Source organism: Amycolatopsis sp. lyj-109, from assembly GCF_046548995.1.
Classification (GTDB): Bacteria; Actinomycetota; Actinomycetes; order Mycobacteriales; family Pseudonocardiaceae; genus Amycolatopsis.
Genome location: NZ_JAJPWR010000014.1, coordinates 156,538 through 171,083, shown reverse-complemented (window position 1 = coordinate 171,083; position 14,546 = coordinate 156,538). Strand labels below are relative to the sequence as shown.

Sequence of the window (14,546 nt, the reverse complement as noted above, 5' to 3'; positions counted from 1 at the left end):
CGCACAGGGTAGTGCCCGCCCCCGCCCGTCTCCCGGCCTCCTCCCTTCGAGTGAACGGCCCTAGCCCGGCGGCGTCATCCGCCCGCACCCGTAGGCTGGTGAACGTGCACACGGTCGCCGTACTCAGCCTCAAGGGAGGCGTCGGCAAGACGACGGTCGCCCTCGGTATCGCGTCCGCCGCCTTGCGTAGGGGCACGCGGACGCTGGTGGTCGACCTCGACCCGCAGGGCAACGCCACCACCTCGCTCGACCCGCCCTACACCGACGCCACCCTCGCCGACGTGCTCGAGACCCCCACCCGCGAGATGCTCGAGCGCGCGATCGCCCCGAGCGTCTGGAGCGAGGACGTCGACGTCCTCGTCGGCACCGAAGAGCTGGAGCTGCTCAACGACCCGGACGCCGACAGCGAGCGCCTGGCGAACTTCTCGCGCGCGCTGGACGAGCTGCACCGCACGCCGCTGCGCGAAACGCCGTACGAGCTGGTGATCCTGGACTGCCCGCCGTCGCTGGGCCGGCTGACCAAGTCCGCGCTGGTCGCCGCGGACAGCGCGCTGATCGTCACCGAGCCCACGATGTACGCCGTCGCCGGGGCGTCCCGGGCGCTGGAGGCGATCGAGAAGATCCGCAAGGAGCTCAACCCGGACCTGCGCCCGATCGGCGTCCTGGTGAACAAGCTGCGCGTGCGCTCCTACGAGCACCAGTTCCGGATCGCCGAGCTGCGCGAGAACTTCGGCTCGCTGGTGATGCCGACGGCGATCACCGACCGGCTCGCGGTGCAGCAGGCCCAGGGCGCGTGCAGCCCGATCCACGAGTGGCACTCGCCCGGCGCCCAGGAGATCGCGCTGACGTTCAACATGGTGCTGGCGAAGATCCTGCGCTCCAACCGGGCGGGCCGGCACCGCATCGCCGGCGAAGAAGCCGAAGGCCCGGACTGGCCCGAAGGCCCGGCCCCGGAGACCCCCGAGGCTCCCGAGGCCCCTGATGACCCCGATGCCCCGGCCGAGGTGTCCGAATCCGCGGGGTGAGCCGTGCCCGAAGGTGACACCGTCTTCCTGGTCGCCAAGCGGTTCGCCAACGCGATGGCCGGGAAGACGTTGCTGCGCGGCGAATTCCGGGTGCCGCAGCTGGCCACTGTGGACTTGTCCGGGCGCGAGGTGCTCGGCGTCGGCACGGTGGGCAAGCACCTGTTCACCCGTTTCTCCGGCGACCTGACCCTGCACTCCCACCTGATGATGGACGGGATGTGGGACGTCTACCCGGCCGGCGCGAAGTGGCGGCGGCCCGGCCACCACGCCCGCGTGATCTTCACCTCGGCGGACGCCCAGGTGATCGGGTTCCGCGTCCACGACCTGAAACTGCTGGCCACCGGCAAGGAACACGACCTCGTCGCCCACCTCGGCCCGGACCTGCTGGATCCGAAGTGGACGGACGAGCACGCGGCCCGCGCAAGTGCTGCCCTGGCGGCCGATCCGGCGCGCGAGCTCGGGCTCGCCCTGCTCGACCAGCGCGTGCTGGCGGGCGTCGGAAACCTCTACAAGTGCGAAATCGCCTTCCTGCTCGGGGTGACGCCGTGGACGCCGGTGTCCGAAGTGGACGCCGGGCGCACGGTCGCGCTGGCCCGCAAGCTGTTGCTGGCCAATGCCCTCGCCGGGCGCTTCGACCAGAGCACCACCGGCCACCTCGACCGCAACCGCAAGAACTGGGTGTACGAGCGCACCCGCCAGGGCTGCTTCCGCTGCGGCGGCAAGGTCCAGGTCCGCACGCAGGGCCACGACGTCCAGCGGCGGCCGACGTGGTTCTGCCCGAAGGACCAGACAGGCCCCTACCCCGCGCTGTAAGCTGGCTCACGTGACGACGTTCAAGCTCCCGCTCTACGGAGCCGACACCGAACGCGGCGACCTCGCTCCCTGAGCCGCCCGCGCTCCTTCCGTCACCTCTCTTCCACACCCCCAGGGAGCTCGGTCATGCCCGGAATCCGCACCGGGCAGGCGCTGCGCGCGTTCGCGCACGCCCTGCCCAAGGTCGAACTGCACGTCCACCTGGTCGGCTCGGCGAGCCTGCCGACCGTGCTGGAACTGGCCCGGCGCCGCCCCGCGGCCGGCGTCCCCACCGGCGAACGCGAACTCGCGGAGTTCTTCACCTTCCGCGACTTCGCCCACTTCCTCACCGTGTACCTCGCGGTCACCTCGCTCGTGCGCGACCGCCACGACATCCACACCCTCGTCACGGGGCTGGCGGCGGATCTCGCCGCGCAGAACTGCCGCTACGCCGAAGTCACCGTGACGCCGTACAACCACCTGCTCGACGGCATGTCCGGCGACGACCTGCTGAGCGGGCTCGAAACCGGCCGGGCCCGCGCCGCCGAACTGGGCGTGGAACTGGCCTGGTGCTTCGACATTCCGGGCGAAAAGGGCAGGCGGGCCGGGCAGGAGACGCTCGTGTTCGCGCTGCGCGAACGTCCCGGCGGCCTGGTGTCATTCGGGCTCGGCGGCCCGGAACTCGGCGTCGGGCGGGCACAGTTCGAGCCGTACTTCACCCGGGCGAGGGAAGCCGGGCTGCACAGCGTCCCGCACGCCGGGGAGACCACCGGGCCGGCCACGATCTGGTCCGCGCTGCACGACCTCGGCGCCGAGCGGATCGGCCACGGCACCAGCTGCGCGGCCGACCCCGTTTTGCTGGAGTACCTTGCCGCGCACCGGATCCCGCTCGAAGTGTGCCCGACGTCGAACGTGCGGACCGGGCAGGTCCCGGACATCGCCGCGCACCCGGTCCGGCGGATGCTGGACCACGGCGTCGTCGTGACGCTCAACACCGACGACCCGCCGATGTTCGGTGCCACGCTCACCGGCGAGTACGTCGCCGTCGCCGAGACGCTCGGGCTCACCGCGGCCGAACTGGCCCGGCTCGCGGAGAACGCCGTGGAGGCCTCCTTCCTCGACGAGCGAAGAAAAGCCGTCCTGCGGAGTGAGATCACGGCTGTGTCCTCCCAAAAATGACGTTGCACAGCACCGCGAACTTCACCTAGCGTGGAAGTACACGAGAGAGGAGGTGGTCCTAAGTTGTATTCCAACAGGACTCGTGAGGTGACTGTCCGCTAGCGGATGGTACGTGGAGGACTTTGAGCAGCGATACAACCGAGCCACCTTCGGCTCATCGCCTGCTTCACGTGGTGCCTGATAGCGAATACCAGGCAGTCACCGTGCCCCCGGGGTTCCCGAGCACCAGTCCGGCTCGGGCTCAGGCGTTTGACGGCGCTTGAGAGCACCCCCGGGGGTCCCTTCATTTCGCTCATTTGCGCGGGTCCTGCCACCCGGCGTCGCAGGACGACCGTCCGGCGATCAGCGTTTCGGTGTTCTGTCCCCCGAACGGCTGACGCTCGCTAGCCTGGACGCATGCTCAGGCCCGACTACCCGATCACCACGGCACGCCTGCTCCTGCGCCCGTTCACGCCCGAAGACCTCGATGCGTTGAACTCCTTCCAGTCCCGCGCCGACGTTGCCCGCTACCTGTACTGGGGCCCGCGCAGCCGCGCCGAGTCGGCCGCGGCGCTCGCCAAACGGGTGCACAGCTCGACGTTGACGAAGGAAGGGCAGTTCCTGGCGGTGGCGGTCGAACTGGCCACGACGGGGCAGCTGATCGGCGACCTGAACCTCGAGTGGCTGAGCAGCGAACACCGCCAGGGCGAGATCGGGTTCGTCTTCCACCCGGACCACCACGGCAAGGGCCTGGCCGCCGAGGCGACCACGGAACTGCTGCGGATGGGCTTCGAAGACCTGGGGCTGCACCGCATCATCGGCCGCTGCGACGGCCGGAACACCGCGTCCGCCGCGCTGATGGAACGCCTCGGCATGCGCCGGGAGGCGCACCTCAAGGAGAACGAGATCGTCAAGGGCGAGTGGACCGACGAGCTGATCTACGCGATGCTCGAAGACGAGTGGAAAGACCGCGATTAGTGGGCACTTTCACGTGAAAGTGCCCGCTCGGGTCGCGGCTCCCGGGCGATTTGGCAGCATAGGGGCGTGTTCTTCGACAAGATCGTCCGCCCGGCGCTGTACCGGCTGTCCCACCACGATCCCGAGCTGGTGCACGAGCGCACGATCGGCGTCCTCGCGCGGCTCGGGAAGGTCGCGCCCCGCGGCGCGTTGCGCGTCGACGACCCGGTGAGCGTGCTGGGCCTGCGGTTCCCCAACCGCGTCGGCCTGGCCGCCGGGATGGACAAGAACGGCCGGGCGCTGCCGGCGTGGGCCGCGCTGGGGTTCGGGTTCGTCGAGGTCGGCACCGTGACGCGGCTGGCGCAGCCGGGCAACCCGAAGCCGCGGCTGTTCACCCTCCCCGCCAGCGACGCGATCATCAACCGCATGGGCTTCAACAACGACGGCGCCGAAGCCCTCGCGGCCAAGCTCGCCCTCGACGGCAAACCGGGCGTCCCGCTGGGGATCAGCATCGGCAAGTCGAAGGTGACGCCGCTCGAGGACGCCGTCGAGGACTACCGGTTCTCGCTGCGCACGCTGTACCCATATGCCGACTACTTCGCGATCAACGTCAGCTCGCCGAACACGCCGGGGCTGCGGCAGCTGCAGGACCGCACCGCGCTCGCCGAACTGCTCGGCGAGCTGCGTTCGACGTCCCTCGAGCTCGCCGGCGGCGGGTCGCCGGCGCCGGTGCTGGTGAAGGTCGCCCCCGACCTGACCGACGGCGCGCTGGCCGAGCTGCTGGAAGTCGCGCTCGAGCACGGCGTCGCCGGGATCATCGCCACGAACACGACGTTGGCGCGCGAGGGCATCGCACCCGCGGAAAGCGGCCTGGCCGGACAGGCGGGAGGACTGTCCGGCCGGCCGCTGACCACCCGCGCGGCCGAGGTCGTGCGGTTCGTGCACGACCACACCGGCGGGAGCCTGCCGATCATCGGCGTCGGCGGGATCACGGGCCCGGACGACGCGGTCCGGCTCGTCGACGCCGGCGCGTCGCTCGTGCAGCTCTACACGGGCTTCGCGCTGCACGGGCCGGGCTTGGTGCGCCGCGTCAGCCGGGGTCTCGCAGCCCGGCGGTAGACGCGAAGCGCACGTAGCCGCGCCAGGACTCGTAGCGGTCCAGGCCGCGGCCCTCCGCCGTCAGGCACCGGACGGCCAGGGGTGCGGTGCCGTCGTCCAGCTCGACGCGCTCCAGGACGAACGGCGCCTTCAACGTCGCCGCGAAGCGGTCGAACGCGGCCGGGGACAGCCGCCAGCGCTCGCCGTCGAGGCCCGCGCCGCCTTCGAGGACGCCCGGCTGCGGTGGCTCGGTGTCCAGGAGCACCATCCGGTAGGCCTCGGTGGTCCGGACCGGCCCGGTGAACCGCGCGCCGAGCCCGGTGAGGTCGGCGTTGAGCGGCTGGCCGCGCAGGTGGGCGCCGAACACCACGACGTCCTCGCCCGGCTCCGGGTAGGGCGTCATCGGCTCGTCCGTGCAGACGGTCGCCAGGTCGAGGGCGATCTGGTCTTCGAACGCCCGCGTCAGGAAGGTGACGCCGAACGGACGACGGTCGCCCGGCAGCACCGGGACGGTCACCGCGGCCACGTCGAGGAGGTTCGCGAAGGCTGTGCAGGCGGCCAGGCGGTGGCTCACGCCGGCCGGGTCGGCGAGCGCTTCGGCGATCCCCGGGTGGTCCGGCACGGTCGGGACGAGCAGGGCGTCGAAACCGTCGAAACCGGCCTCGGGAACGGAGATCGGGCTGAGCACGGCGCCCGCCGCGGTCAGCCGGGCGACGACGGCCGTGAAAGCGAGGGTCGCCGCCTCGCCGAGGGGAAGATCGCCGGGGTAGGCGATCCGCGGGTGCTCGCCGGCGCCGAGGCGGACGTCGGCGGGCCAGGAGCGGTCGCCGCCCGTCATCACGGTGAGGGCGCGGTGGGCCGCGACCAGGCCGTTCGCGTACACGGAGACGGCGTCGGCGGCGGGCAGCAGGCCGCGCGTCGGCTTCACCGCGGCGACGGCGTTCAGCGCCGCGGGGACGGCACCGCCGGTGCTCAGCGCCAGGTCGACGACGCCGAGCGCGACGGCGACCGCGGCGCCGTTGCCGCCGGTCTTGGTGCGGTCCCAGGCGCAGGAGATCATGGCGGCGCCGGTCTTGCCGAGCACGACGGCACCGGCGGCGGTGAGCCGGGCGACGACCGCGGCGCTGGTCTCCGGGACGCCGTGGCCGGACGGCTGGCCGGCGACGTCGATCAGGTCCTGGACGGCGATGACCGTGCCGGCCAGCGGCAGGACTTCGCCGGCCGTGACGCGTTCGTCGACGGCCTTGGCGTCGACGAGGACGTCTTCGACGGCGCGGAGGGTGGTCCAGAGTTCGGGGCGGCCGGCCTCGGTGAGACGTTCGAAGGCCGCGATGACGCGCTGGGAGGCGGTGGGCGGGATGATCGGCACGGGGTCCGGGTCCGGCGGGAGCGTGTTCACGGGGCGTCCTTTCCTCGGCGGTCGAGAAAGTCCACTGTGTACGGTCGGTGCCGGCGATCCTCAGTGCACGGCGGGCCTCCCGGCGAGTGACACCTCTACATGCATGACAGAAACGTTAGGGCGTGGACGTTTCCGTCGCGATCAGTTTCCGATTACGCGCGGGTTTCGGCCCCGGAAGGTGAACAGGGGGCGACGCCGGGGTGAAACGCACGATCACGCACGCCGGGTGACGACCAGCCGGCTCCCCCGGTCGGCGGCACCCGAACGGCCGAGTTTGAGATCCCAATGGCCCAGCGGACCCCGAATTCGCGTGATCGACCCCGAAACTCGCGTGACGAGAAGGTCGACACGCGTGATCAGGGAGTCGACACGCGTGATTAGGAGGTCGACACGCCGCGCCGGGAGTCGGTTCGCCGTGTCGACCCTTCAATCACGCGAGTCGACCCTTCAATCACGCGTGTCGACCTGCGGATCACGGTCAGGAGAGTTCGCGGAGGGCCATGGCGAGGCCGGCCAGGTGGTCGGTGGCGTCGGTGAGGGCCTGCTTGGACGTCACCAGGCCGTCGCCGGCCGCGGCGACCGTGTGGCCGGCCGCGGCGACCAGGCCGCGGTAGCCTTCGAGGCCGTCGTCGAGCTGCTCGCGGAGCCTGGCCACCGCCGCGTCCAGGGCCGTCTTCTCGCGGGCGGGCGCCGAGTCGCGGCCGCGCTCGATCGCCTGGATGCGGCCGGCCAGGCCGCGCAACGCGGCCGCCGCTTCGGTCGCCGTCTGGCGGGCGTCGGCGACCGACACCTCCGAGACCGGGGGCGTCCCCAGCGAGGACGGCACCGAGAGCTGGCGCAGCAGCTCCGTCAGCGAGGCTTCGCACTCGGCGAGACGTTCCATCGGCTCGCGGGCCGCCGAGCGGGCGGGCGGCAGCGGCGGCGGTCCGGCCGGTGCCGCCGGGATCGGCGTGCGCTTGAGTTCACGCAGCTTGAGGCCGGATCGGACGCTGAAGGTGCCGAAGATGACAGTTCCCGCGAACGCCGTGATCGCCTGCGGCATCATCGCGGCGCTGGTCGGACTGAGCCAGCCCACCGCGGCGGCCACCGTCACGACCGCGCACAGGATCGTCAGGATGATCCACAGCGTCAGTGCCTTCGACGTCCGGCGCTTGCGGCGTTCGAGCTTCGCGGCCGGGTGGTTCCAGCGGTCCCACTTGGCCCGGGCCTCGGCAAACGCCGGGACCTGGCTCGCCATGGACGACAGCGAGGCCGTCATGTCGGGCCGCCGGACCGGCGGCCGCTGCAGCGGGTTCGGGCGCTGCGGTGCGGGCTTCCCGCCGGCCTGATCGGCCGGCGGGAAGTACTTCTGCACCTTTTGGAGCTTTTCCTGGGCGCGCACGGCGTAGTCGGGCAGCTTCTCGATGTGCTTCTCCAGCTTCGCGCTCAGCTCACTGAAGTCGCGCCGTCTGCCCTGCTGCCCCATGGTGCTCGCCCCCTTCGGCGTCAGGCCGGGTTCTTGCCCTGCTCGGCCTGCACACGTGCCTGGATCTCACGCTGGATGTCGGCCTGGCTGCTCGCCGCCGGAGCCGCCTTGCCACCGTCAGTCACCTGGGCGACCGAGTCACCGTGCATCGACGCGCGGATCTGCTGCAGCCGCGACTGGCCGGCCATCTGCGTGGTGGAGGCCTGGACCTCCATCATCCGCCCCTGGACCGAGTTCTGCGCGAGCTCCGCCGAGCCCAGCGCCGTGGTGTAGCGCTTCTCGATCTTGTCGCGGACCTCTTCCAGCGACGGCGTGTTGCCCGGCGCGGCCAGCTGGCTCATCTGGTTGAGCGAAGCGGAGACCTGCTCCTGCATCTTCGCCTGCTCCAGCTGCGAGAGCAGCTTGGTGCGCTCGGCCAGCTTCTGCTGCAGCATCTGCGAGTTGCGCTCCACGGCCTTCTTGGCCTGGGCCGCGGCCTGCAGCGACTGGTCGTGCAGCGTCTTCAGGTCCTCGATGCTCTGCTCGGCCGTGACGAGCTGCGTCGCGAAGCTCTCCGCGGCGTTCTCGAACTCGGTGGCCTTCTGCTCGTCACCCTTGTTGCGGGCTTCGTCCGCGAGGACGAGCGCCTGCCGGGTGGAGGCCTGGAGCTTTTCGACCTCGCCGAGCTGCCGGTTGAGCTTCATCTCCAGCTGCCGCTGGTTGCCGATCACGGAGGCGGCCTGCTGCGTCAGCGCCTGGTGGTTGCGCTGCGCCTCCTCGATGGCCTGCTGGATCTGTACCTTCGGGTCGGCGTGCTCGTCGATCTTCGACGAGAACGCCGCCATCATGTACTTCCAGAACTTCACGAACGGGTTGGCCATCTCCTCCGCCTGCCTTCTTGCGTCCCACGGGCCTAGGTACTCGGGGTGTGGGGCGTCGCTCCCCTGCAAGTGCAACGCACCGACCCCGGCGTCGGGTTCCATCGTGTCAGGTCGGCCACTTCCGTTCCAGGCGACCCGGCCGAATTCAGGGATCCCCCTGATCACTACCCGTAGGCAACGCGAACGACCCCGGGCGGGTTGCCCGGGGTCGTCGGCGTGTCCAATCCGTGATTATGCCGCGATCGTGGACGCCAGCTTGGGCTGCCCGATCGTCGTCCGCAACGTCGTGTTCATCCGCGGCGCCGGGGAAACCCGCAGGTCGGCGAGGTCGTTGCCGATCAGCTCGGACATCAGGCGGCCGCCTTCGATGCCCGCTGCCGAGGCCTCGGCGCCCCGCTTCTCCCGGGCCGCGCCCTCCACGATCCGCTCGTCGACCGGTGGGACCTCGACGTTGTCGAGAGCCGATACGTCTGCCGCCACGTTGTGCAGCAGCTCGCCGAGCGGAAGGTCCAGGGCCTGGCAGATGGACGCAAGCAGCTCGCTCGACGCCTCTTTCTGGCCCCGCTCCACCTCCGAGAGGTAGCCGAGGCTGACCCTGGCGGCGCGGGAGATGTCGCGCAGCGTACGACGCTGGTTGGTGCGGGCATGACGGAGCCGATCACCGATCGCCTCACGCAACAGCACGGTCATCACGCGCCTCCCTTCCGAACAAGTACCCCCTACGTTACCCAGAGCGGCGCCCCGGGCGCAGGAGTTGGTGTGCGCGTACGCCAAGGGCGAACGTGTTTCTCACCCCAGATGTTCCCCGAGCAGGGCAAACGCCGCCAAGACCGACTCGGTCCTGATCAAGTCGCGATCGCCGCTCAAGGCCAGCGTACGGACTGTGACAACCGAGGCTTCGCCTCGGGGCGGGGGCTCCGCCACCCGGGCCCCCGAACGACGCAGTGTGCGTGTTCCCGGCCCGGCGAGCCCGATGTGCACCGTGCCGGGTTCGACGCCGTCCTGCGCCGACGGTCCCGCCACGCCGGTGAGCCCGAGGCCCCAGGTGGCGCCGCACCGGTCGCGGGCGCCCTCGGCCAGCTGGGCGGCGACCTCGGGGTGGACGGCGCCGTGCTCGGCCAGCAACTCCTCAGAGACACCGGCCAGGGCGGTCTTGAGCTCGGTGGCGTAGACGACCAGTCCCCCGCGCAGCACCGCGCTTGCCCCCGGCACCCGCGCGAGGGTGGCGCAGACCAGCCCGGCGGTCAGCGACTCGGCCGCCGCGACGGTCTCGCCCCGTGCGGTCAGCACGCCGACGAGCGCGGCGGCCTGCTCGTCTGCCGCGGCTGTTCGTGAGTGAGGAACAGGGTTAGAACCCTGTTTCTCATTCACGACCCGGTGACCCGGCGCCCGGCCGCGCGCAGCCGCACCGCCCGCACCAGGTAGTCCACCCCGGTCACCACGGTCAGCACCAGGGCCAGCCCCATCAACGCCCACCGCACCGGGTCCGCCCCCGCCGGCAGCGGCAGCAGGTACGCCACGATCGCCGCGATCTGGGCCATCGTCTTGGCCTTCCCGCCGCGGCTGGCCGGGATCACCCCGTGCCGGATCACCCAGAACCGCAGCAGCGTCACGCCGATCTCGCGCACGGCGATGACGATCGTGACCCACCATCCCAGCTCGCCCAGCACGCTCAGCCCGACCAGCGCCGCGCCGGTCAGCGCCTTGTCCGCGATCGGGTCGGCGATCTTGCCGAAGTCGGTGATCAGGCCGTACTTGCGGGCCACCCAGCCGTCGAGCTGGTCGGTGGCCGACGCGATCGCGAACAGCCCGGTCGCCAGCGCCCGCCAGGTCGTGTCGTGGCCGTCGCCGACGAACAGCGCGGCCACGAACAGCGGCACCAGGACCAGGCGCGAGAGCGTCAGGAGGTTGGCGACGTTGAGCGTCGGGACCGGGGTCGGCTCCGGGACCTGGGCGGAGGCTTCGTGGGTCAGGCCTTCGTCGGCGGCGTCACTGGGGAGCGCACTCACCGGTCGGCGTCCGCTACCGCGCGGACGATCAGGTCCACGCCCGCCGAGTCGACGACCTCGCACCGCAGGAAGTCCCCGACCTGCACCTTTTCCGGCGCATCGAGGATGACGCACTCGCCGTCGACCTCCGGCGCCTGGTGCGCGGCGCGGCCGGTGAGCTCGCCGTCGTCGTCCAGCTCCACCAGGACGTCGACGACGGTGCCGATCCGGTCCTCGGCGCGCTGCGCGGTCAGCTCCTCGACCAGCGCCGAGATCCGGGTGACGCGGCGGCCGACCTCTTCGGGGTCGAGCTTGCCGTCGAAGGTCTCGGCCTCGGTGCCGTCCTCGTCCGAGTAGCCGAAGACGCCCACGGCGTCGAGGCGCGCGCCCGTCAGGAACCGCTCGAGCTCGGCCAGGTCGTGCTCGGTCTCGCCGGGGAACCCGACGATCACGTTGGTCCGGATGCCCGCCTCGGGCGCGTACTCGCGGATCTGCTCGGTCAGCGCCAGGAACGAGTCGGTCGAGCCGAACCGGCGCATCCGGCGCAGCACCTGCTCGCTGGAGTGCTGGAAGGAGAGGTCGAAGTACTCGGCCACGCCCGGCGTGGTCGCGATGGCCTTGACCAGCTGCGGACGCGTCTCGGCCGGCTGCAGGTAGGAGACGCGGACGCGCTCGATGCCGTCGATCTCCGCCAGCCGCGGCAGCAGCCGCTCCAGCGCGGTGGCGCCGTCGCGGCCGAAGTCCTTGCCGTAGGACGTCGAGTTCTCGCTGACCAGGAACAGCTCCTTGACGCCGTGTTCGGCCAGCCACAGCGCCTCGGCGACGATCTCGTCCGGCTGGCGCGAGACGAAGGAACCGCGGAACGACGGGATCGCGCAGAACGAGCAACGCCGGTCGCAGCCGGAAGCGATCTTCAGCGCGGCCACCGGCGAATCGTCGAGACGCGTGCGCAGCACCCGCGGCCCCCAGCCGTGGCCCGGGACCTCGACCGACTCCGCGGCGGCGGGGCGCTCGACCGGGCTGATCGGCAGCAGCTTGCGGCGGTCGCCCGGCGTGTGCGAGGCGATCTTGCGGCCGGCGACGACGTCGTCGAGGCGGTCGGAGAGCGCGGCGTAGTGGTCGAAGCCCAGCACGGCGTCGGCCTCCGGGAGGCTGTCGGCGAGCTCGTGCCCGTAGCGCTCGGCCATGCACCCGACGGCGACGACCTTCTTGCCGGTATCCGAGGCCGCCAGCAGCGTGTCGACGGAGTCCTTCTTGGCCGACTCGACGAAGCCGCAGGTGTTGACCACCACGACGTCGGAGTCGTCCGGATCGGCCGCCAGCTCCCAGCCGCCGGCCGCGAGCCGGCCCGCCAGCTCCTCCGAGTCGACCTCGTTGCGGGCGCAGCCCAGGGTCAGCAGGGAGACGCGTCGGGTGGCGGCTGGGTCCGTGGCAGGGGAAGGCACGACGTTCAGGGTAGCCGCCGGTCCCGGGCGGCCCGACGACGGCGTAGCCCGGTCGTGACAACTGGGGCTCCGCCCCGAGCCGGGGGCATCGCCACCCGAACCCCCGAAAAGGGAGTTGTGTCGCCGCGCGCGCCGGCCGATGTGGCAGGGTTGACGATCGTGCCGTCCGACTTGCCCCGCCCGACCGTCCGCCGCGCCCGGATCGCCGACATCCGCAAGATCAAGGCCCTGGTCGACTCGGACGCCGGCCGCGTCCTGCTGGAGAAGGACCTGGTCACGCTGTACGAGGCGGTCCAGGAGTTCTGGGTCGCCGAGGTGGGTGACGAGGTGGTCGGCGCGGCCGCGCTGCACGTGCTCTGGGAGGACATCGCCGAGCTGCGCACGGTCGTGGTCGACAAGGCGGTCCGCGGCCAGGGGGTCGGGCGGGTGCTCGTCGCCCGGCTGGTCGACGAGGCACGTGAGCTGGGTCTCCGCCGGCTGTTCGTGCTGACCTTCGAGACCAGCTTCTTCGCCGGGCACGGGTTCGTGGAGATCGACGGCACCCCGGTGTCGCACGAGGTCTACGAGGAGATGCGGCGGTCGCACGACACCGGTGTCGCCGAGTTCCTCGACCTTCCTTACGTCAAGCCGAACACCCTGGGCAATTCCCGCATGCTGCTCGAACTCTGAGTGAAAACCTCCTTTCGGGCGGTGACGTTCGCCACGTCGAGACCCGAAGCTGATCGGGGCACTTGTCCACCGATCGGCAAGGGGACGACACCGATGCGCACGACATTGCGGAACCTGGGGGCCACCGTGACGGTGGCCGTTTCTGTCGGCGCGGGCGCCCTGCTGGGCACCGGCACCGCGGCAGCCGCCGACATCCCGGCGGTCACCGATCAGTACCTCTTCCACACGACGCTGTCCGGCTTCGAGACGATCCGGAACCAGGCGCCCTACCCCGGCCGGCTCGACTGGTCGTCCGACGGCTGTTCCTGGTCGCCGGACACGCCGTTCGGCTGGCAGTTCCTGCCGGGCTGCCACCGGCACGACTTCGGCTACCGCAACTACAAGAAGCAGGGCCGGTTCACCGCGGCGAACCGGCTGGCGATCGACGACAACCTCTACACCGACCTGAAGAGCGTCTGCGGGTCCAACATCGCCTGCAAGGGCGCCGCCTGGACGTACTACCAGGCGGTCCGCAAGTTCGGCGGCTGAGCCTGACGGGCCCGGGCCGCGTACTCGGCCCGGGCCCGTCAGGATGGAGCGCATGGACATCGACCAGCTGCTCACCACCACCCGCGCGGTCCGGCGGAAGCTCGACCTCGACCGGCCGGTGGAACCCGAGGTGCTCGAGGAGTGCCTGAACCTGGCGCTGCAGGCGCCGACGCCCGGCAACGTCCAGGCCTGGCGCTGGCTCGTGGTGCGCGACCAGGAGGTGAAGAACCGGCTCGGCGCGATCTTCCGCGAGGTCGGCGAGGCCTACCTCGCGGGACTGGCGGAGCACGCCGACCCGCGGGCGCTGGCGTCCGGGCGGCACCTGATCGACGTGATCGAGCGCGTCCCGGTGTTCGTGATCCCGGTCGTGGCCGGGCGCCCGGCCGGGGACAACGCGACCGACGCGGCCTTCTACGGCGGCATCTTCCCGGCCGTGTGGAGCTTCCAGCTGGCGCTGCGCTCGCGCGGGCTGGGGTCGACGCTCACGACGTACCACCTGGCGCGGGAGGCGGAAGCCGCCGAGATCCTCGGCATCCCGGAGGGCCACACGCAGGTCGGGCTGCTGCCGGTGGCGTACACGACGGTGCCGGACTTCAAGCCCGCCGCGCGCGTCCCGCTGTCGGAAGTGGCCTACCTCGACCACTGGGGCACGCCGCTCAGCTGATCCGGACGGTGGCCTCCCCGCCGTCCTCGCTGACCGAGACCAGCTCGATCCGGCTGGCGGCGAACGACGTCTCCTGCGGGCCGGTGCGGAGGCCGCTGTGCAGCTCGGCCGTGGTGCTCTCGCCGCGGCCGGGCTCCTTCAGCAGGAACGCGAGCGTCGCCTCCCCCTGCCAGATGCACTGCATGCCGGGCCGGCACCGCGAGTCGGCGACGACCCGGGTGTAGCGCACGGTGAGGTCCTTGCCCTGAACAGCGGCCTCTTGGCCGAGCCGCAGGGTGACGTCGTGCCCGGCGGCGGTGCCGACGGTGCCCGGGGACGGCGCGGCCGGCCCGGGGACGGCGGGTTGCCCGGCGGCGACCGAGCTCCCGGCGCCCACCGTGACGACGGCGAAGGCGAACAGTCCGGCCACGAATCGCTGTAGGTCCACGCCTTCATGACGGAGCCGGGGCGCGGCGGGTTGCACGAAAGCCATGAGGGGCACCTTCATGGCTTTCAAGT

Annotated in this window: 16 protein-coding genes; 8 read left to right on the top strand and 8 right to left on the bottom strand. The window is 71.4% G+C overall.

The window, feature by feature from the left end; genetic code table 11:
• Positions 1–104: 104 nt before the first annotated feature.
• The 5 genes from ACLJQF_RS29585 (at position 105) to ACLJQF_RS29565 (ending at position 5,051) form a co-directional block, all read left to right on the top strand.
• Complete coding sequence (locus ACLJQF_RS29585) at positions 105–1,025, top strand: ParA family protein (RefSeq protein WP_410613610.1); 921 nt, start codon at positions 105–107, stop codon at positions 1,023–1,025.
• A 3-nt stretch (positions 1,026–1,028) separates the two neighbouring features.
• Entirely contained in the window at positions 1,029–1,838 is an 810-nt protein-coding gene (locus ACLJQF_RS29580; protein WP_410613609.1) for a DNA-formamidopyrimidine glycosylase family protein, read from the top strand.
• A gap of 126 nt (positions 1,839–1,964) precedes the next feature.
• A complete protein-coding gene (gene add, locus ACLJQF_RS29575) occupies positions 1,965–2,996 on the top strand; it encodes an adenosine deaminase (RefSeq protein WP_410613608.1) in 1,032 nt (343 codons plus the stop codon).
• 396 nt (positions 2,997–3,392) lie between these two features.
• Positions 3,393–3,953, top strand: coding sequence for a GNAT family N-acetyltransferase (locus tag ACLJQF_RS29570; RefSeq protein ID WP_410613607.1), 561 nt, complete (start codon positions 3,393–3,395; stop codon positions 3,951–3,953).
• A 66-nt stretch (positions 3,954–4,019) separates the two neighbouring features.
• Entirely contained in the window at positions 4,020–5,051 is a 1,032-nt protein-coding gene (locus tag ACLJQF_RS29565) for a quinone-dependent dihydroorotate dehydrogenase (protein WP_410613606.1), read from the top strand.
• Here ACLJQF_RS29565 and ACLJQF_RS29560 read toward each other — a convergent pair.
• From ACLJQF_RS29560 to rimO, 7 genes are all read right to left on the bottom strand, one after another.
• A complete protein-coding gene (locus ACLJQF_RS29560; protein ID WP_410613605.1) occupies positions 5,023–6,429 on the bottom strand; it encodes an amidase family protein in 1,407 nt (468 codons plus the stop codon). The two genes, ACLJQF_RS29565 and ACLJQF_RS29560, sit on opposite strands and share 29 nt — an antisense overlap.
• A 478-nt stretch (positions 6,430–6,907) precedes the next feature.
• Positions 6,908–7,894, bottom strand: a complete 987-nt coding sequence (gene pspM, locus ACLJQF_RS29555) for a phage shock envelope stress response protein PspM (RefSeq protein WP_410613604.1) — start codon at positions 7,892–7,894, stop codon at positions 6,908–6,910.
• Between the two features lie 20 nt (positions 7,895–7,914).
• Positions 7,915–8,754 (bottom strand): PspA/IM30 family protein, encoded by an 840-nt coding sequence (locus tag ACLJQF_RS29550; RefSeq protein ID WP_410613603.1) that lies wholly within the window; start codon positions 8,752–8,754, stop codon positions 7,915–7,917.
• A gap of 231 nt (positions 8,755–8,985) precedes the next feature.
• Entirely contained in the window at positions 8,986–9,444 is a 459-nt protein-coding gene (locus ACLJQF_RS29545; RefSeq protein WP_410613602.1) for a helix-turn-helix domain-containing protein, read from the bottom strand.
• Between the two features lie 99 nt (positions 9,445–9,543).
• A complete protein-coding gene (locus ACLJQF_RS29540; RefSeq protein WP_410613600.1) occupies positions 9,544–10,125 on the bottom strand; it encodes a CinA family protein in 582 nt (193 codons plus the stop codon).
• Positions 10,122–10,763, bottom strand: a complete 642-nt coding sequence (gene pgsA, locus ACLJQF_RS29535; RefSeq protein WP_410613598.1) for a CDP-diacylglycerol--glycerol-3-phosphate 3-phosphatidyltransferase — start codon at positions 10,761–10,763, stop codon at positions 10,122–10,124. Before pgsA ends, ACLJQF_RS29540 begins: the two co-directional genes overlap by 4 nt.
• Entirely contained in the window at positions 10,760–12,187 is a 1,428-nt protein-coding gene (gene rimO / locus ACLJQF_RS29530; RefSeq protein ID WP_410613596.1) for a 30S ribosomal protein S12 methylthiotransferase RimO, read from the bottom strand. The genes pgsA and rimO overlap by 4 nt, the downstream gene beginning before the upstream one ends.
• Positions 12,188–12,337: 150 nt before the next feature.
• Between rimO and ACLJQF_RS29525 the strand changes: the two genes are divergently transcribed.
• The 3 genes from ACLJQF_RS29525 to ACLJQF_RS29515 all read left to right on the top strand — a co-directional run bounded on the left by ACLJQF_RS29525 (position 12,338) and on the right by ACLJQF_RS29515 (position 14,048).
• The gene (locus tag ACLJQF_RS29525) at positions 12,338–12,856 is read left to right on the top strand and encodes an amino-acid N-acetyltransferase (RefSeq protein ID WP_410613594.1); all 519 of its coding nucleotides are present in this window, start codon (positions 12,338–12,340) and stop codon (positions 12,854–12,856) included.
• A gap of 93 nt (positions 12,857–12,949) precedes the next feature.
• A complete protein-coding gene (locus ACLJQF_RS29520; RefSeq protein ID WP_410613592.1) occupies positions 12,950–13,384 on the top strand; it encodes a phospholipase in 435 nt (144 codons plus the stop codon).
• A 52-nt stretch (positions 13,385–13,436) separates the two neighbouring features.
• Positions 13,437–14,048: a nitroreductase family protein gene (locus tag ACLJQF_RS29515; RefSeq protein WP_410613590.1), complete on the top strand. Its 612-nt coding sequence runs from the start codon at positions 13,437–13,439 to the stop codon at positions 14,046–14,048.
• Here ACLJQF_RS29515 and ACLJQF_RS29510 read toward each other — a convergent pair.
• Complete coding sequence (locus ACLJQF_RS29510; RefSeq protein ID WP_410613589.1) at positions 14,041–14,520, bottom strand: hypothetical protein; 480 nt, start codon at positions 14,518–14,520, stop codon at positions 14,041–14,043. The two genes, ACLJQF_RS29515 and ACLJQF_RS29510, sit on opposite strands and share 8 nt — an antisense overlap.
• Between the last annotated feature and the right edge of the window lie 26 nt (positions 14,521–14,546).